This window comes from Streptomyces sp. YIM 130001, assembly GCF_003574445.1.
GTDB lineage: Bacteria > Actinomycetota > Actinomycetes > Streptomycetales > Streptomycetaceae > Streptomyces.
The window spans coordinates 136,722-153,805 of record NZ_KZ984564.1 but is presented as its reverse complement, the minus strand read 5'-3'; the positions used below and the strand labels follow the sequence as shown (position 1 = coordinate 153,805).

At 70.0% G+C, this 17,084-nt stretch carries 13 protein-coding genes, 1 tRNA gene and 1 other RNA gene; 6 read left to right on the top strand and 9 right to left on the bottom strand.

What is annotated here, in order from left to right; all coding sequences use genetic code 11:
• Window positions 1–21: 21 nt before the first annotated feature.
• The 4 genes from DSC45_RS27405 to ffs all read right to left on the bottom strand — a co-directional run bounded on the left by DSC45_RS27405 (window position 22) and on the right by ffs (window position 6,158).
• Window positions 22–1,854, bottom strand: a complete 1,833-nt coding sequence (locus DSC45_RS27405; protein ID WP_119294641.1) for a M48 family metalloprotease — start codon at window positions 1,852–1,854, stop codon at window positions 22–24.
• Between the two features lie 354 nt (window positions 1,855–2,208).
• Window positions 2,209–3,462 (bottom strand): phosphoribosylamine--glycine ligase, encoded by a 1,254-nt coding sequence (gene purD, locus DSC45_RS27400; RefSeq protein ID WP_119294640.1) that lies wholly within the window; start codon window positions 3,460–3,462, stop codon window positions 2,209–2,211.
• A 150-nt stretch (window positions 3,463–3,612) separates the two neighbouring features.
• On the bottom strand, window positions 3,613–5,892 hold the full coding sequence (locus DSC45_RS27395) for a DNA polymerase III subunit gamma and tau (protein WP_119294639.1): 2,280 nt from the start codon (window positions 5,890–5,892) through the stop codon (window positions 3,613–3,615).
• Between the two features lie 167 nt (window positions 5,893–6,059).
• An RNA gene (gene ffs, locus DSC45_RS27390) (signal recognition particle sRNA small type) lies at window positions 6,060–6,158 on the bottom strand.
• A 108-nt stretch (window positions 6,159–6,266) separates the two neighbouring features.
• Here ffs and DSC45_RS27385 point away from each other — a divergent pair.
• Window positions 6,267–6,354 (top strand) — tRNA-Ser (locus DSC45_RS27385).
• 79 nt (window positions 6,355–6,433) lie between these two features.
• Here DSC45_RS27385 and DSC45_RS27380 read toward each other — a convergent pair.
• Genes DSC45_RS27380 through DSC45_RS27360 form a run of 5 tightly spaced genes read right to left on the bottom strand, consistent with a single transcriptional unit; the run spans window position 6,434 to window position 10,326 of the window.
• Complete coding sequence (locus DSC45_RS27380) at window positions 6,434–7,669, bottom strand: tyrosine-type recombinase/integrase (RefSeq protein WP_119294705.1); 1,236 nt, start codon at window positions 7,667–7,669, stop codon at window positions 6,434–6,436.
• A gap of 8 nt (window positions 7,670–7,677) precedes the next feature.
• Window positions 7,678–7,902 (bottom strand): excisionase family DNA-binding protein, encoded by a 225-nt coding sequence (locus tag DSC45_RS27375; RefSeq protein ID WP_233521417.1) that lies wholly within the window; start codon window positions 7,900–7,902, stop codon window positions 7,678–7,680.
• Entirely contained in the window at window positions 7,899–9,335 is a 1,437-nt protein-coding gene (repSA, locus tag DSC45_RS27370) for a replication initiator protein RepSA (protein WP_119294637.1), read from the bottom strand. The genes DSC45_RS27375 and repSA overlap by 4 nt, the downstream gene beginning before the upstream one ends.
• Complete coding sequence (locus tag DSC45_RS27365; protein WP_119294636.1) at window positions 9,332–10,084, bottom strand: helix-turn-helix domain-containing protein; 753 nt, start codon at window positions 10,082–10,084, stop codon at window positions 9,332–9,334. The genes repSA and DSC45_RS27365 overlap by 4 nt, the downstream gene beginning before the upstream one ends.
• Window positions 10,081–10,326 carry a hypothetical protein gene (locus DSC45_RS27360; RefSeq protein ID WP_162929363.1) on the bottom strand — a complete coding sequence of 82 codons (246 nt, stop codon included), beginning with the start codon at window positions 10,324–10,326 and terminating at the stop codon, window positions 10,081–10,083. The genes DSC45_RS27365 and DSC45_RS27360 overlap by 4 nt, the downstream gene beginning before the upstream one ends.
• A 177-nt stretch (window positions 10,327–10,503) precedes the next feature.
• Between DSC45_RS27360 and DSC45_RS27355 the strand changes: the two genes are divergently transcribed.
• From DSC45_RS27355 to DSC45_RS27335, 5 genes are all read left to right on the top strand, one after another.
• Window positions 10,504–10,866, top strand: a complete 363-nt coding sequence (locus tag DSC45_RS27355) for a GntR family transcriptional regulator (protein WP_119294634.1) — start codon at window positions 10,504–10,506, stop codon at window positions 10,864–10,866.
• A 158-nt stretch (window positions 10,867–11,024) separates the two neighbouring features.
• Window positions 11,025–12,257 carry an NsdA family TPR-like regulatory protein gene (locus DSC45_RS27350; RefSeq protein WP_119294633.1) on the top strand — a complete coding sequence of 411 codons (1,233 nt, stop codon included), beginning with the start codon at window positions 11,025–11,027 and terminating at the stop codon, window positions 12,255–12,257.
• Window positions 12,258–12,680: 423 nt separating this feature from the next.
• A complete protein-coding gene (locus tag DSC45_RS35900) occupies window positions 12,681–13,151 on the top strand; it encodes a hypothetical protein (RefSeq protein ID WP_162929362.1) in 471 nt (156 codons plus the stop codon).
• Window positions 13,152–13,731: 580 nt separating this feature from the next.
• Complete coding sequence (locus DSC45_RS27340) at window positions 13,732–14,403, top strand: ArsR/SmtB family transcription factor (protein WP_119294631.1); 672 nt, start codon at window positions 13,732–13,734, stop codon at window positions 14,401–14,403.
• Window positions 14,400–16,928, top strand: a complete 2,529-nt coding sequence (locus DSC45_RS27335; RefSeq protein WP_119294630.1) for an FtsX-like permease family protein — start codon at window positions 14,400–14,402, stop codon at window positions 16,926–16,928. Before DSC45_RS27340 ends, DSC45_RS27335 begins: the two co-directional genes overlap by 4 nt.
• The last annotated feature ends 156 nt before the right edge of the window (window positions 16,929–17,084 follow it).

Genomic DNA, 17,084 nt, shown 5'->3' with positions numbered 1-17,084 from the left:
GGGTGCGCGACGCGGGTCCGTTCAGACGAGGCGCACCGGCTTCTCCGGGCGTACGCCGTGCCGGGCAAGCCAGTCTCGCAACGGGCCCGGGTCGCCGTCGGATATCAGGCTCAGCACGCACGGACCGAGGTCACCGGCCCGCTCGCCACCGGCCAGGAGCACCGGGCCGTCCAGCCAGTCGAGCCCGGGTGCGGCTCCGGCGGTGTCGATCGCGGCGCAGCACACCATCGCCGTGACGTGGTCGACCAGCAACTCGCGTCCCGTACGCGGTGCTTGGAGCGGGAACAGGGGCAACGTGCCGTCGCTCCACAGCTCTTCGTCGTCGGCGCCGGGGGCGGCGGGCGGGGGCACCGGGGCCTGTGCCTCCTCGCGCGCCACCTCGGTACTGATCCGCGCCGCGAGCGCCGCACTCCGCTCGGAACCGAACACGGCGTCGGGGTCCTCGTCCTCGTCCTCGTCGAGATCGGTGCCGAGGGCGCCCTCGGCGTCGGGCGGCTCGGCGGGCGAGGGGACGGAGTCGGAGCCCAGGGCTGTGCCCGCGCCGTCGGCGCCGGAGGCCGGGGGCAGTTCGCGGCCGTCGTCCGGACCGGCCAAGTGCTCCAGGACCCGGGACAGGGTGGGTGCGGAGGCGCTCGCCGTGGGGTCCGCGGGAAGCCGTACGCCCAACTCGTCGAGGACGCGGTGGAGTCGGGCCGCGTCCGTACGCCACTTGCGGTCCACGACCTCCTCCGGATACTCGTCCCAGCCGACCGGCGACCAGTCGGGACCGGCCTCGGCAGGTCCGCCGTGGAAGAGCCGGGCGGCGAGCAGTGAGGCCGCCTCGTCCGCGGCACCCGGCTCCTCGAGGAGATCGCAGGCGGGGCGCTCGCCGAGGCGGGCGGCGAAGCCGTCGGCCAGGCGGTCCCGCCGGGAGAGCTCGGTGAGCGCCGCGACGACCCCGGCGTCGAGGCGGGAGGGCCAGCGCCCCATCCGCCAGGCGGGCAGCGCGACCCGGGTGAGCAGCCGGTCCCAGCCCGCGTACGCCAGGCCGACCTGCTCCTGGGCGACGATCCGCAGTCCGTAGTCGACACTCTGCGCGCGCTCGGAGGCCGCCGCGGCGACTCCGCGCTCCATCTCGGCGGCGTGGTCCCGGCAGGCCCGCAACAGGGCCCGCGCGATCCGTCCCGTACCGGCGAGGAACAGCCCGCGCAGCAGTCCGAGACCAGGCTTGCGCGAGTCCGCCACAGCGCCGTCGAGCCCCCGCACGAACCGGCGGGCGGCCGCCAGGTCCGGATGAGCCGACGGACCGGTGCCCGCCACGACCGGCGCAAGCACCGCGCGCAGCTCACCCACGCGCATCCACCACAGGAAGGGCGATCCGATGACCAGGACCGGGGCGGCGGAACGCTCCTCGCCGCCGCGCGGCGCAGGGGTCGCGCCGCCGGACGAGGCCGCGCGGGCCGGCGGGCTGTGCGCCGGATGCGTGCGGTCCTCGAGCCAGCTGTCGCAGTCGGGGGTCAGGGCTATCGCGGACGGTGCGGGCACCTCGAGGCGGTCCGCCAGATCGCGCACCAGGCGGTAGAGATCGGGGGCGTCCCGCTCGGCCACATCCACGGTCGGGCTCATCGCCGGCCTGGACTGCGCGACCACGATCGCCACGGCCGCGGCGACGATCAGCGAGAGCACCGCGACGCCGGTCACGACCTGGCGCAGTACGTCCCAACCGCCGCCCTCCGCATGGCCGGTGGCCCACCCGGCGAACAGCACCACCGCGAAGGCCGCGGGCAGCAACGCCGCCGCAAGGGCCCTGCTGCGGATCCGCAGCACCGCGAGAGCCTGGGACCGCGCTGTCTGCGCGCCCACCTCAGCACCCATACCGGTTCCGGACACGGCCGGACGTCACCCCCTCTGCACCTGCGACGGCTCTGTTCACTCCCCCACTGTGACACCCACCACGGACACCGCAATGCCGGTGGGCCAAGTGCCGGAAAGCTTGCGGCGCACCATAGTTGGGGCCCTGGAGCCAGTCAGCCGGATGGCCGATCGGTCACTCGATGGAATGGCTTTGGGTAAAGCTGCCCCATCGTTCGACTTCTGTGGTGGGCACCCTCGCGCACCCCTCTCCCGGCACTCGCGAACCCCTCGAGTGACGCACGAAAGCCCCCGCCCGGGCCCTCGTACGAGGGTCCGGGCGGGGGCTTTCCGGACAGGCGGTGCCCGGCGGACGACTCAGTTCGCCGCGGCCGCCTGCGCCGCGATGTCGGTCCGGTGCTGCGCCCCGTCGAGGCGGATCCGGCCCACCGCCGCGTACGCCCGCTCCCGCGCCTCGGTGAGGTCCGCGCCGGTCGCCGTCACGGACAGGACGCGACCGCCCGCGCTGACGACCGCGTCACCGCTGTGCTTCGTACCGGCGTGCAGGACGTACGCATGCGGGGCGTCCTCGGCGGCGATCTCGTCCAGGCCCTCGATCGGGTCGCCGGTACGGGGCGTTCCGGGGTAGTTGTGCGAGGCCACCACGACGGTGACCGCGGCCTCGTCGCGCCAGGAAAGGGCGGGCTGTGCGTCGAGCGTGCCGTTCGCCGCGTGCAGCAGGACACCGGCCAGCGGGGTGCGGAGCCGGGCGAGCACCACCTGGGTCTCCGGGTCGCCGAAGCGCGCGTTGAACTCGATGACCCGCACGCCCCGTCCGGTGATCGCGAGCCCTGCGTAGAGCAGCCCGGAGAACGGCGTACCGCGGCGGCGCAGCTCGTCCACCGTGGGCTGCAGGACCGTCTCGAGGACCTCGTCGACCAGCTTCGGGTCCGCCCACGGCAGCGGGGAGTACGCACCCATGCCGCCGGTGTTCGGGCCCTCGTCGCCGTCGAGGGCGCGCTTGAAGTCCTGGGCCGGGGTGAGCGGCAGCACCGTGGTGCCGTCCGTGATCGCGAAGAGGGAGACCTCGGGTCCGTCCAGGAACTCCTCGATCACCACGCGGTCGCAGGCGTATCCGTGCTGCCGGGCGGCCTCCAGGTCAGCGGTGACCACGACGCCCTTGCCGGCCGCGAGGCCGTCGTCCTTGACGACGTACGGCGGACCGAAGGCGTCCAGCGCCCTGTCCACCTCTTCCGGTGTGGTGCATGCGTAGCTGCGAGCGGTGGGCACACCGGAAGACGCCATCACGTCCTTGGCGAACGCCTTCGAACCCTCGAGCTGCGCGGCCTGACCGGACGGGCCGAAGCAGGGGATGCCCGCTTCCCGTACGACGTCGGCGACACCGGCGACGAGCGGGGCCTCGGGGCCCACCACGACCAGTTCGGCTCCCAGGTCCCGGGCGAGCGCGGCGACGGCCGTACCGTCGAGGGCGTCCACCGGGTGCAGTTCGGCCACCTCGGCGATGCCGGCGTTGCCGGGGGCGCAGTGCAGCGCGGTGACGTCGGGATCGAGGGACAGTGAGCGGCACAGGGCGTGTTCGCGGGCGCCGCCGCCGATGACGAGGACCTTCACGGTCCTCAACCTACCTTGCGGGCCGGGCGCGGTTTCGCCGTGCTCGGGCAGGCCTCTTCCAGCTCGCCGAGTGTGCCGCGTCCCGCGGCTGCGTGGCGGTTCCGGGTGCCCGGTACGCCCGGTCCTCGATCGCCGGACAGGCCGCCGGCGCTACTCGTTCGTGAACTCCTCCACGACGGTCGCGCCCAGTTCCCGGACGATCAGGTCGTGGCCGGAGAGGGCCGATTCGTCGAGGTCGGGGTCGTCGTCCTCCGGGACGTCGTCCTCGATCGAGACCCGGGAACGCTCCGGCGGTGCGGGCGCCGGAGCGGGGTCGGGCGGCGCCTGCTGGGCGGCGGGCGCGGGCCCGGCCGGGCGCTCGGGCTGCGGGGCGGCGGGCGGCGCCGACGGGCGCGGGGCCGCCGGGGCTCCGCCGCCGGAGCCCGGGGCGGCGGGCGGCGGTGCCGAGCCGCCGGACGGGTCGACGATCGCCTCGATCTTCCAGTTGACGTGGAACTGCTCCGCGAGCGCCTGGCGCAGTACGTCCTCGCTGCCGCTGGCGGTGAAGTTGTCGCGCGCGCCCGCGTTGATGAAGCCGATCTGCAGGTTCTGGCCGTCGAAGCCGGTCACCTGGGCGTTCTGGCTGAGCAGGATCCAGGTGAAGCGACGGCGGTTCTTGACCGCCTCCAGGATGTTCGGCCACAGGGTGCGGGCGTCGAGGCCGCCGCCCTGGGGCGGGCCCGAAGGAGCTGCCGGGGCCGCCGGAGCGGCCGGGGGAGGCGCCGCCTGCTGGGGCGCGGTCGGCTGCTGGGGCTGCGCGGGCGCGGGCCTGCCGCCACCGGCGGGTGCGGCCGTCGGCCAGCCTCCGGGGCGACGGGCCCCCTGCTGCTCGGCCGCGGGGGCAGCCTGCTGGGCGCCTGGCCAGGCGCCCGGACGCGCGGCGGCCGCACCTTCGCCCTGCTGAGGAGCGGACTCCACCGGCGGCTGCGGCTGCTCGGCCACCGGGTCCGGCGCGGGTGCCGGCGTAGCAGGTGCGGGTGCCGGTGCGGCCTCGGGTGCCGGGCTCGCGGGCGGCGCGGCAGCGGGCTGTGGCGCCGCCTGCTCCGGAGCCTGGCCGCGGACCGCGGCCCGTGCGGCGGCCGGGCCACCGCCGGGCGGCACCGGCGGACCGGACGGCGCGGACTGCGGCGGACCCGCGGGCGGGACCTGCGCATGGGCGCCCTCGGGTGCGTACGCCATCGCCGGGCCGCCGGAGACGACCTGGGCCCCGGTGATGCCGGCACTCACGCCCCCTGCTCCGCGCTCCAGTCGGTCCAGGCGGGCCATCACGGCGCGCTCGTCGTCGTAGGCCGCGGGCAGCAGGACGCGGGCGCAGATCAACTCGAGCTGGAGGCGCGGCGACGTGGCGCCGCGCATCTCGGTCAGCCCCTCGTTGACCAGGTCGGCGGCGCGGCTGAGTTCGGTGGCGCCGAAGACTCCGGCCTGTGCCTGCATGCGCTCGACCACATCGGCCGGGGCGTCGATCAGGCCCTTGTCGGCGGCGTCCGGCACCGCGGCGAGGATCACCAGATCGCGCAGCCGCTCGAGCAGATCGGCGACGAACCTCCGCGGGTCGTTGCCCCCCTCGATGACCCTGTCGACGATCTCGAACGCCGCGGCCCCGTCCCCCGAGGCGAAGGCCTCGACGACCGAGTCGAGCAGCGAACTGTCCGTGTATCCGAGCAGCCCCGTCGCCATCTCGTACGTGACGCCCTCGTCGCCCGCGCCGGCGAGGAGCTGGTCCATCACCGACATCGAGTCACGTACGGAACCGGCGCCGGCCCGCACCACCAGCGGAAGCACGCCGTCCGCGACGGGTGCCTTCTCCCGGCCGCACACCTCGCCCAGATAGTCCCGGAGTACGCCGGGCGGCACGAGGCGGAACGGGTAGTGGTGCGTCCGCGAACGGATCGTCCCGATGACCTTCTCGGGCTCCGTCGTCGCGAAGATGAACTTGAGGTGCTCGGGCGGCTCTTCGACGACCTTCAGCAGGGCGTTGAACCCCGCCGGCGTGACCATGTGGGCCTCGTCGATGATGTAGATCTTGTACCGGCTCGAGGCCGGTCCGAAGAACGCCTTCTCCCTCAGGTCACGGGCGTCGTCCACGCCTCCGTGCGAGGCGGCGTCGATCTCGATGACGTCGATCGACCCGGGCCCGCTGCGCGCCAGGTCCTGGCAGGACTGGCACTCGCCGCAAGGCGTGGGCGTCGGGCCCTGCTCGCAGTTCAGACAGCGGGCCAGGATGCGCGCGCTCGTCGTCTTGCCGCAGCCGCGCGGGCCACTGAACAGGTAGGCGTGATTGACCCGGTTGTTCCGCAGCGCCTGCTGCAGCGGGTCGGTCACATGCTCCTGCCCGATGACCTCGGCGAACGACTCCGGGCGATAACGGCGGTACAGCGCAAGGGATGACACGTCTACGAGGTTATCGGTGCCCACCGACAACGAAACCCGCGCTCGAACACCGGCGCCCTCGCCCCCCGCAGTGATCCATCCCACACACGCGGAACCAGGCCCGACGGATCGGACAGAAGGGAGGAAGGGGAGAGCGAGTAGAAGGAGGAGGGGGGAAGTGACAGGGGAACGCAAGCGCCCCCCACGCACCCGCCAGAGCCAACTTACCCTTGCTGCCTTCCGGCCCTGGGGGAGTTCAGTCAGATAGCGCCACGTGAGGGGCTGTGCCCAGGTTACCCGATACACAGGGGTGCTCGGACCCCCCTGCCCGACCGGATCCGATCTCGGCGGAAGGCGTTCGCAAGCAGTCCTCGGCGTCTTGTATTGTTTGCCGCGGAGGATTCGCCTAGTGGCCTAGGGCGCACGCTTGGAAAGCGTGTTGGGGGCAACCCCTCACGAGTTCGAATCTCGTATCCTCCGCCAGTGCCTCACCGGGCACGATGTCGAAGGCCCCTACCGTCCGCGGTGGGGGCCTTCGTCGTTGTCCGTCTCAGTTTCCGTCTCAGTTCGGGTCCGGCGGTCCCCAGAGAGCTTCGCCCACCTGATCGGCCACCTTCTTCAGCATGGGACCTGTGACGTGCATGTACCGAGCGCGCATCCGTGCCGCTCCCCCGGGCTCCCATCCCATGATCGCGTCGACCACCACATCCGGCACACCGAGCAGGAGGAGCACAGTGCCGGCCGTGTGCCGAGCGTCGTGGAGTCGACCATCACGGACACCAGCATCGGCAAGAAGCTGCTTCCACCGGTGGTAGTCGGTGTTCGGGATGAGCGGTTCGCCGGTCGGGGAAGCGAAGACGTACCCCTTGCCCTCCCACAGTTCCCCAGCTTCCTGACGCTCCCGAGCCTGCTCCTCGTGATGCTTGCGAAGGAGCTTGACCACCGGCTCCGGAAGACCGATCGTCCGGCGACCTGCCCGGGACTTGGTGCTCTTGAACTCACGCCGAACCTGTCGGCGCTCCGGGCAGTAACCCGCCTTCCGCCCGCACGGATCAGCACAACCGTGCTCGTACTTCGGGCGCAGACGGTTCTTCCGTGTGCGGACGTATCCGGCGTCCAGGTACACGTCTTCCCACTTAAGCCCGAGAGCTTCGCCCTGCCGTAGGCCCAGCGCGAGCGCGACGACCCACCGAGCACTGTTCCGAAGCTTGGATGCCTCCAGAAGAAGGCTCTGCACTTCCTCGATGGAGTACGGCTCGATGTCCTCTTCTTCGAGCCGAGGAGCGCGGGCGATCTCGGCAACGTTGGTCGTGATGTGGCCACGTCGCACCGCTTCGCCCAGAGCCACCCGGACCGTTCGGTGAACGTGGTGAGTGGTACCGGCAGAGCTTCCGGATGCCTGCATCTTCGCGTAGAAGGTCTCCAAGTGCTCAGGCTCCAAACGATCGAGTCTGTGTGCACCGAGTCCGGGCACGAGATGCACGCGAACATCAACTTCGTAGCCGTCGTAGCTGTTCTCACTGACGTACTTCTTGGCGATGTTCTCGACCCAGTGCTCAAGCCAGGCCCCGAGCGACCACGCCTTGCCGGTCTTCCGGACCCGACCGGAGTCGCGTGCCTTCTCAAGTTCTCGTACGGCCTTGGTGACCTCAGCCTTGGTCTTGCGTTCGACGTGACGCCGATCGGGTTTGCCGTCATCCCGGACGCCGACCGTCACGCGTCCATGCCACTTGCCGTCCTTCCCGAAGTAGATCGATGACGCCCCGTTGGGCTGCCGAGTCCGCTTCTGATCAGCCATGGTCACCTTCACGCAGCCAGAGTTGCGCGGCGAAGCGTCGCCACGTAGGTGGACAAGGCATCTGCGGGAACACGGCGTAGGCGCCCCACAGTGACCGACTCCAGTTCGCCCGTGCTGACGAGCCTGAAGCAGGTTGTACGGCCGATCCCGAGGCGCCGGGCAGCTTCCTCGACGGTCAGCAGGATCAACGTGGGATCCACGGCCACCGCCGTCAGTTCAGGTGCTTCGTTCACAGCCAGTCCCCCTCGCTGTCGCTGCTGATGTCCAGTTGATCGGTGAGTGCTTCGCGGGCAACTTCTCTGTTCAGGTGGATGTCTCGGGCGATGGTCTGGGCGAGCCAGGATTCGCCGGGGGTGTGGCCGTGTCCGGCGTAGGTCCAGTGGGCGAGGACCAGCGTGGAGGCCTCCGTGTCGTCGAGGTCTTCGGCGAAGCCGCGCTCTTGGCGTTCCTGGCGGGCGCGGTAGTCGGCGCGGACCTGACGCAAAGCGCCGAGGGTGGTCGAGTAGCGGCGGGACTTCGTAGAGAAGTGGCCTCGGAAGCCGAGCATGTGTGACCAGCGCGCGAGCAGCCGATCCGGATAGACGGCATCGAGTGCCCAGCAGGCCTCGATCAGGCGGCGAGTGTGGGCGGGGAGGCCGGAGAGCTTGTCGAGTTCGGCCAGCTCACCGATACGGCGGTCCACGGTGCCGGTTGTCTCCGCCGCCTTGGTCGCATACTTCGCGACGTATGAGGCCACCGCCTGCTCCGTCAGTTCCTCGTGTCCGAAAGCACCGATGGGCTGGACGTCGACCTGAGTTCCCCACCCCAGGATGCGTTCCGGGAAACGGCCGGCAGACGGGACCGTCACCGTCGATCGAGCGGCAGCGGCGCGGATCACCTCATCCAGAAGCTGGGTGGTGGCCCAGGCCGGGGGCATCGAAGCAGGGCCGTCGGGGCCATCGATGCGCACGACGGCATGGAAGTGGACGGCACCGCGCTTCTGGAACTCCGCGACCTTCCCGAAGGACACGCGGCAGTGCTCGGAGAGGGCGCCCTGGGACAGACCGGCGCGGGCGGCGATCTCGCGGCGCAGATAGATCGTGAAGCGCTGCCAAAGCTGCCCAGCGTGGTTGTTCCACAACACGGCTGCGGCGTAGTCGTACGTGCCCAGGTTGAGCGCAGTGCCGAGGGCGGGATCGTCCTCCACGTGCGAGGTCCCGCAGCGGCACACGCCTCGATCCGGGCGGTTGTGGACCGGGCCGAACGACGGAGCCGTCAGCGTGGCGAACACCCGTGGGTGATCACGCACCGTATCGGGCACGTCCTTGCGTTCATCACCCGAGATCCCGGCCCGGATCAGGTGGTACGTGTCCCCCGCGTAGGTCCAGGCGCAGGAGGGGCAGCGCGATGCCCGACGGTTGCCGCATGCGACGCGAAGCCGTCCGCCGGGCTCTTGCTCGGTGCTGTAGGCGTACAGGACCTCACGCGTCTTCGCGTCACGGGTGACGGTCTGGCCTGTCAGGTGGATGGGGTCGGAGCAGCCGCCGGTACGGCCGATCTGTTCGCGCCAGCGGTCGAAGTCAGGGTCATTGGCGACCCGTAGAAGGTCGGCGAAGGTGATCGGGTCGGTGCCCATGGCTGATGCCTGAGCGGTGACCGCGTCCGGGGAAACGGGGAAGCCGGTCATGCGCCCACCGCCCGAAGGCGCGCCACCGGAGCGGAACCGTAGGGTTCGGCGCTCATGACGAGGTGATCGAGGCTGGTCAGGTAGCCCCCGGTCAGCGGGGCCGGACCCAACCGGCGCAGGTGTAGCACCGGGGCGAGTGAGGGAATCAGGCCGTCGACCGGAGTGGAGACCAACAGGTCGTCATCGGCCCGCAGCACATCCGACATCAAGCCCGCGTGCGTAGCGATCTCCACGCCCGGCAGCTCCGCCAGGGCCCCGAGCGTGTCAGCGACCTGTCCGGCCCGACCGGTTGCCTGCTCGGGGATCACGATGCGGACCCGGACGCCAGCAGCCGCCTTGTCGGCGATCAACTCGGGTAAGTCCCCGACCACATGGGCGACGAAGACCAGGTTCACGAGCACCAGGTCGAGCGACACCGTGCCACCGGCGAGAACCTGGCGCCATACGTCCATGGGGACCGCGGCCCGCGTGGCATAGGCGGCAACGACCTCATCCTGAGGAACCGGCACCGAACGCCGACGCTCCCCCATCGCAGGCCACAGGTGAAAGGCATCCGCCCCCAGCAGCTTCGCGGCAGCCTCAGCATGCCGGGCGTGCGGAGTGCGGTTCTTGGAGATCCACCGCTCCACGCTCTTCGGATCGATACCGACCCGCTCAGCCAGAGCATCAAGCGTGACGTTCGCGGCGATCATCGCGCCACGCAGACGCTCATTACCCGAGCGGACCGAGTCCAGGCCGGTGATCGTCATGCCGCCACCGCCTCAACCGGAGCGGACAACTCAACACCGGTCGCCCAGTCGAACGAGGCCGCCGACGGGCACGCCTCAGAACCCCAGAACGTGCGGTGCATCAGCACCCCGACACCAGCCGTGTTGATCCAAGCCCAACCGGACACCACGGCCCCGCACGCCATGCACGGCGAGGACACGGCCACCGCATCCTCGGTACGCGACAGCGGAGCCGACAGACGATCACTGCGGGTCGCAGGCATGATGGAACTTCCCTTCGTGGGACGAAGGAGGGCGGCGACTTGCTTGGCGGTAGGGCGCCGTCCTCCGGGCTCACGGCCATCCGGCCGCATGACATAGCATGTACTTATACAGACTATGACGCAAGAGGTCACGCAACATGGGCTGTACTAATCTGCTCTAGTCGCTACGCTCGATCCATGACCATTGCCGATGACGACCCCCGCCCCAAGAAGGTCCAAATCGCGGACGCTTTGCGCCCGGAGATCGCCGAGCTTCCCAAGGGGCGAAAGCTCGCGTCCGTGCGGGACCTGGCGGATCGATTCGGGGTCACACCCGTGACGGCGGGGAGTGCGCTCCAGATCCTCATTGAGGAAGGCCTGATCGAGTCCGTGCCTACACGCGGATACTTCGTGCAGACGTCGACGGTCGGTGACGATGAAGGTGGATCGACCAACAGGGCCAGTCGGGACGAGATCACAGCTATCCACTCCGAGATTCGACAACTTGCCGCCCGTGTGGCCGAGTTGGAGAAGCGAGCCGATCACACGAGCAGCCTCTAACGTGTGATCCACGATGAACGCAGCGTGATCGCTCGACCAGTGACAGAGGTGGTGTCACCAGGGGACAGCCTTGGTGTCAGCCCCCTGTCACCCCCCGTGTCACCGGCATCTGAGGTGCCAGACTCGGGAGCAGGCATCCCCGACGGGAGGGCAAGCACATGAGCGACGAACGGCCGGCATGGGCACGGCGGATTGCTGCCGAGCGTGAAGCCCGGAAGTGGTCACAAACCGAAGCCGTGGCCGCGCTGCGGGCGCATTCCCCAAAACGCCTGCCCGATGGGTCGAGCATGGTCCGGCAGTGGAAGCGCTGGGAGTCCGGCGAGGTCAAGCCGAGCGAGTTCTACCAGCCGATCATTGCGTCCACCTTCGGCACAGTCACTCACGCTCTCTTCCCCGTGGAGGGCCGCCGGGACGGGAACGCCGAGGTCATTGCTGCCAGCGGTATGGAGACACTGGACATCCTGAGCCGCGTACAGGCGTCCGACGTCGATAACGCCACCTTGGACGCGCTCCGCATCACCGCCGATCGCCTGTGCTCGGAGTACCCATATCTGCCGAGCAGGCAACTCGCTGTCGAGGGCCGGGAATGGCTCAAGCGCGTAGCAGGCCTTCAATCCCAGCGCCTCACTCTCACTCAGCACCGCGAAGTACTGACGATCTCCGCATGGCTCGCTCTGCTCGTCGGATGCGTCGAGTACGACTCCGGAGACCGAGCCGCCGCAGAGAGCACCCGCCGGGCAGTTCTGTCTCTCGCCGACGAAGCCGGGAACAGCGAAGTAGCAGGATGGGCCCACGAGATGCGCGCCTGGTTCTCGCTCACCACCGGTGATTACCACGGGATTCTTGCGGCCTCACAGAGCGGCACGGAGGTTGCCCCCAACCATGGTGTCGCGGTGCAACTCGCTGCACACGAGGCCAAAGGGTGGGCACGTCTCGGAGACCGCCGGAAGACCGAAGTCGCGCTAGACCGGGGCCGCAAGCTCTTGGAGGGCATGCCGTATCCGGAGAATCTGGATCATCACTTCGTGGTGGACCCGGCAAAGTTCGACTTCTACGCCATGGATTGCTACCGACTGCTTGGCGAAGACGCCATGGCCGAGACACTCGCCAATGAAGTGATCCGAGTCGGCACAGACTTCGACGGTGTCGAGAAGGCACCGATGCGCGCAGCAGAAGCCCGCGTGACGCTTGGAGTTGTTGCCGCACGGCGCGGAGACCTTGAGCAAGCCGTGAACTTCGGCGAATGGGCCCTCAAAGGCGATCGGCAATCGTTGCCGTCGCTCCTGTTGGTCAGCCGCGAACTCGCAGCGATCGTGAACCGTGACTTCAGCGGCGAGGCCACCGGACAGGGCTACCTAGAACACCTCACGGCGCTGAGCCGCACCCGGTAGCCCGTTACAGGTTTCTCTACTTCATCAAGGCCCCCGCGCACGGCGCGGGGGCGCGCCGCCTTGCGGCGCGGCCCGCCTCCATGTCTTCGCCACCGGCAGGCCGCGCCCGTCGACGCGCCAGCGTGCTCGGGGAGAGGGAAGAGCAAATACCCGCGTGGCTGGGGCGGTCGGCTCCACGGCTTTAGGCAGCCACTTTGGGGTGAGCCTCGAAGATCATGGCCCCGACGTCGAGCTACAACGGGCAGGTCCACAAGACTGCCCGACGCGCAGCCAGCTTAAGGGGCCATGATCACTCACCCCAAAGCAGCTCCAGCCCAAACCCGCTCCACCGACCTCCGCTTACCGTTGCAGGCACTACACGAGCTCATACGAGATCCGGAGGCTGGATTGGCTTGGCTCCCTGCTCTAATTGCACTTACAGGCGTGGCTCTCGGTGCCACGACAACCTTGGTTGCCGACCGGCTGCGGTGGCGCAGAGAGTCGCGGGAACGCCACGAGGTTTCCAAGAAGTCTTCCTACACGAGCTACCTGATCGCACTCGCGGCCTGGCGGAATGGATTACGGGAGACCGCGTACAACCCCGGACTCGCAGCCGAAGATCGGCGAGCGCACGCACGGCAAGCACTGGTGGACAGCCAGGCGTACGAACGCCGAATGGAGATGCTGATCACGGCATCGAAAGATGTGGTCCGGGAGTCGGAGGCAACGTACAAGGCTCTGAGGAACATGAAGGATCCGATAGCTGACGGCCTGCTTCAAGACCACCCCGAGTACCGCACGCTCGTTGCCTCCTTTGAAGCACGGCTGCAGCGCCTGAGAGCCAGCATGCGAGCAGACCTCAACATACAAGACCCCGAAGCTGGAATCGGATTCCCGGGCATCATCCCTGAGTGACGCAAGGACTCCGTCTCAGTTTCCGTCTCATTCGCCATGGTCCGCACTCGTTCACGAGAGGCCGACACCAGGGAGGCGAACAACGTGCGTTCGGGCATGAACGCAGATGAACGGCATTGGATCATCAGTCAGCCCCAACGATCAGACTTGGAAAGCGTGTTGGGGGCAACCCCTCACGAGTTCGAATCTCGTATCCTCCGCCAGTGCCTCACCGGGCACTAACGTTGAAGGGCCCCGTCGTTCGCGGCGGGGCCCTTCGGCGTGCGTGGTCGCAGTTCTGGTGGCAGTTCTCGGCTACCGGCTGTTGAGCTCGGTCCGGCACGCGTTGCAGTGCATCGCCGCGTTCCGTCCGTACCGCCGCATCGGCTGCCCGCAGCCGGCACACAACCCGAGCCCCCCCCCAGCGGGCATCCCTGCGCTCGGGCTCGCTCCGCGGCGGTGGTCCGGACCGAGTCGTGGGAGCGCTGGAACGGCATGAGGTGAATCGCGGCAGCCGTGGGCCAGTAGGGGGGATAGCCCCCGCTGAAGACGCCGGGTTGCCGCAGTGCACAGGTATCTGTGCACAGGCGACTGTGTGGTCATGGCTCAGGAATCAGGCACTGACGCATCCTCCGAAGTACCGACCGGTTCTGCGGCGCCCGTCGAACTGGGCGATCTGGCCGCGCTCAAGGCACTTGCGCATCCGCGTCGACAGCGGGTGTTCGAGTACCTGTCCCTGCACGGGCCGGCCACCTCGGCCGTACTCGCCCGGGTGCTCGGGCTGAACACCGGCGCGACCAGTTATCACCTGCGTGAGCTGGCCAGATACGGGTTCGTGGAGGAGACCCAGGGGGCTGGTGGGCGGCGGGAGCGCTGGTGGCGCGTCGTACCGGGCGACCGCCGTTTCCCGCCGCGCAGTCGGCAGAGCCCCGAGATGCGGCATGTCATGGACGAGCTGAACCACCATGCGTACGCCCGTGACCTGGAGCTCTTCGAGCAGCTGCAGCGGGACGCCGGGGACGGGCCGTGGGCCGACGCGTTCCCGTACTCGCGGGGCAGTGTCCGGCTCACGCTGCCCGAACTCCGGGAGTTCTTCGAGGAGTACATCGCTCTCCTCGACCGCTACAAGCGGCCCGAGTCCGAGACCCCCGACGGCGCGCGCACGCTCCTCACCCGCTTCCTCGCCTTCCCCGGGCCCGAACCGGCCGGACAGTCCGACGACGCCCCCGCACCGACGGGCGACGACAGCACAAGAGAGGCCGACCCGTCATGATGCTGCGCTACGCCCTGAAGACCGTCCGTGCGCGCAAGGCCGGGTTCCTCGGCTCCTTCGTCGCCCTGATGTGTGCGGCCGCGTTGATCACCGCCTGCGGCACGCTGCTCGATACGGGACTGCGCGGCACCGTCCGCACCGAGCGTTACGCGGCGGCGCCGGTCGTGGTCTCCGCCGACCAGAACGTCCACCAAACGACGGTCAAGCAGAAGAAGGGCAGGACCAAGGTCAAGCACAAGGCCAAACCGGTCGCCGAGCGCGCCTGGCTGCCGGCCGGCATCGGACGCACCCTGTCCCGAACGCCCGGTGTCTCCCGGGTCGTACCCGAACTGACCTTCCTGGCCGAGCCGTTGGTACCGGGCGGCACCGGAGGCCGGGCCGCCCACGGGCATGCGTGGGAGTCGGCGGCTCTGACGCCGTACCGGATCACCGCGGGATCCGCCCCCGCGGCCGGCGGTGAAGTGGTCATCGACCGCCATCTCGCGGGACGTGCCCGGCTCGAGCCGGGTGACCGCCTCACCGTCCAGTCGACAGCAGCCCCGCGCACGTACCGGGTCTCCGGTATCGCCGCGCCCGCCACCGAGGTGCGCCACCAGACGTCTCTCTTCTTCTCGGGCGGCGAGGCGCGCAGGCTCGCGGACCGCGCCGGGCAGGTCACCGCGTACGGCGTGATTCCGGCGGCGGGCGTCGGTCCGGACCGGCTGGAGCGCGCCGTGACCGAGGCACTGCAGGGCACCGGTGCGCAGGTCAGCACCGGAGACGCACGCGGGCCTGTGGAGTTCCTCGATGCCGCCGGGGCGCGCGTGAAGCTGGTCAGTATGGGCGGCGCGATGGGTGGGACCTCGCTGCTCGTGGCGGTGCTCGTCGTGGTCGGGACCTTTGCGCTCTCCATCCAGCAGCGGCACCGCGAACTCGCCCTGCTCCGCGCGATCGCGGCCACCCCGCGGCAGGTCCGCAAGCTCCTCGGCCGGGAGGCGCTGGTCGTCTCCGCGGTGGCGGGGGCGGCCGGGGCGCTGGCGGGGCTGCCGCTGGGCGGTTGGCTGCACCGCCGGTTCGTCGAGCTCGGCGCGGTGCCGGACACGCTGCAGCACACCACCGGGTTTCTGCCGCCGCTCGCCGCCGTCGCCGCGACCCTGTTCGGCGCCTGGGGTGCCGCGCGGATCGCCTCACGCCGGATCACCCGGATCCGGCCCGCCGAGGCGCTGTCCGAGGCCGCGGACGAGCGGGCACGGCCTGCGCGCGGCCGGCTCGTCGCCGGGCTTGTGCTGCTGGTGGGCGGTGTCGCCCTCGTCGTCCTGCTCGGCTTCCTGCGCACCGAGGCGGCGTCCACTCCGGTGACGTTCCTCGCCGTCGTCGTCCTGGCCACCTCCGTCTCCCTGCTCGGTCCCGTACTGGTCAAGGCGGCAGCGCTGCTGCTCACCGGCCCGCTGAGGCTGGCCGGACCCGGCGGGAGGCTCGCCGCCGCCAATCTCCGCGGCAACGCCGCCCGGATGGCCTCCGTCGTCACCCCTCTCACGCTGCTCGTCGGTATGGCGTCCACCGTGCTGTTCGTCCAGCCCACGCTCGCCGACGCGGCCCGCGCCCAGGTCCGCGAGGACGTGACCGCCGACTGGGTGGTCGCCTCCCGGGGAGCCGGAGTCCCGTCCCAGGCGGCCCGACACCTGCGTACCGGCGATACGGCCGTCACCGAAGTGGTCCGTACGGACGTCCGGGTAGGCCTCGACAAGTACGCGGCCCAGGGCGTCACACCGGCCGGGCTCACCCGCACCTGGCGCCCGGACATCACCGCCGGCTCACTCGGCCGACTCACCGAACGCACCGTCGCCGTCAGCGAACTGGCCGCCGAGCAACAGGACTTGAAACCCGGCAGCCGACTGAGGCTCACCCTCGGGGACGGCACGCCCGCCACCCTCACCGTCGCCGCCGTCTACGCCGAAGGGCTCGGCTCCGGAGACCTCACCCTCGCGCACGACCTGCTCGCCCGGCACATCGACAACCCCCTCGCCTCCACCGTCCTCGTCAGTACGGACCGCACACACAGTCAACTGTCGAACACTCTGCGTGAGTTCCCGGAACTCGAGGTGATCTCACCGGCGTCCGCGGACGCACTCCGGGCGGAGCGCCGGCAGGCCGACGCCGAGGTGAACTTCCTCGCCATGGGCCTCGTACTGGCCTTCACGGCCATCGCGGTGGTCAACACGCTCGCCATGTCGGTCTCGGAGCGCGTCCGGGAGTTCGCGCTGCTGCGCCTCGCCGGCGCCACCCGCCGCCAGGTGCTGCGCATGCTGCGGACCGAGGCCCTGGCGGTGCTCCTGCTCGCCACCACGCTCGGTACCGCCATCGCCCTGGCCGTCCTGACCTCGTTCGGCATCGGCATGACGGGCCGGGCGACGCCGTCCGTCGTCCCGCTGGTGTACGCCGCGGTGGTGGGCGCGGCCGCACTCCTCGCACTCACCGCGACCGCTCTGCCGGGCCGGGCGGCGCTGCGGGTCCGGGCGGTCACGGCGGCCACCGCCAAGGAGTGAGTGCCGCGGAGCGGAGAGCCGGGCCGGCGCCGGGCAGTGACGGATGAGGTGGGTGGGATGGATGGGATGGATGAGGTGGGTGAGATGGATGAGACGCATGGAGCAGAGGGGGCGGAATGGGCAGTACCGCATGGACGATGCGGCTGGTACGGCTGG

What these genes read in the sequence shown, in the direction of transcription:
- DSC45_RS27405 (WP_119294641.1), bottom strand. Translation starts at nt 1,854, where the DNA reads ATGGGTGCTGAGGTGGGCGCGCAGACAGCGCGGTCCCAGGCTCTCGCG.
- DSC45_RS27380 (WP_119294705.1), bottom strand. Translation starts at nt 7,669, where the DNA reads ATGGCTGATCAGAAGCGGACTCGGCAGCCCAACGGGGCGTCATCGATC.
- repSA (WP_119294637.1), bottom strand. Translation starts at nt 9,335, where the DNA reads ATGACCGGCTTCCCCGTTTCCCCGGACGCGGTCACCGCTCAGGCATCA.
- DSC45_RS27365 (WP_119294636.1), bottom strand. Translation starts at nt 10,084, where the DNA reads ATGACGATCACCGGCCTGGACTCGGTCCGCTCGGGTAATGAGCGTCTG.
- DSC45_RS27360 (WP_162929363.1), bottom strand. Translation starts at nt 10,326, where the DNA reads ATGCCTGCGACCCGCAGTGATCGTCTGTCGGCTCCGCTGTCGCGTACC.
- DSC45_RS27355 (WP_119294634.1), top strand. Translation starts at nt 10,504, where the DNA reads ATGACCATTGCCGATGACGACCCCCGCCCCAAGAAGGTCCAAATCGCG.
- DSC45_RS27350 (WP_119294633.1), top strand. Translation starts at nt 11,025, where the DNA reads ATGAGCGACGAACGGCCGGCATGGGCACGGCGGATTGCTGCCGAGCGT.
- DSC45_RS27340 (WP_119294631.1), top strand. Translation starts at nt 13,732, where the DNA reads ATGGCTCAGGAATCAGGCACTGACGCATCCTCCGAAGTACCGACCGGT.
- DSC45_RS27335 (WP_119294630.1), top strand. Translation starts at nt 14,400, where the DNA reads ATGATGCTGCGCTACGCCCTGAAGACCGTCCGTGCGCGCAAGGCCGGG.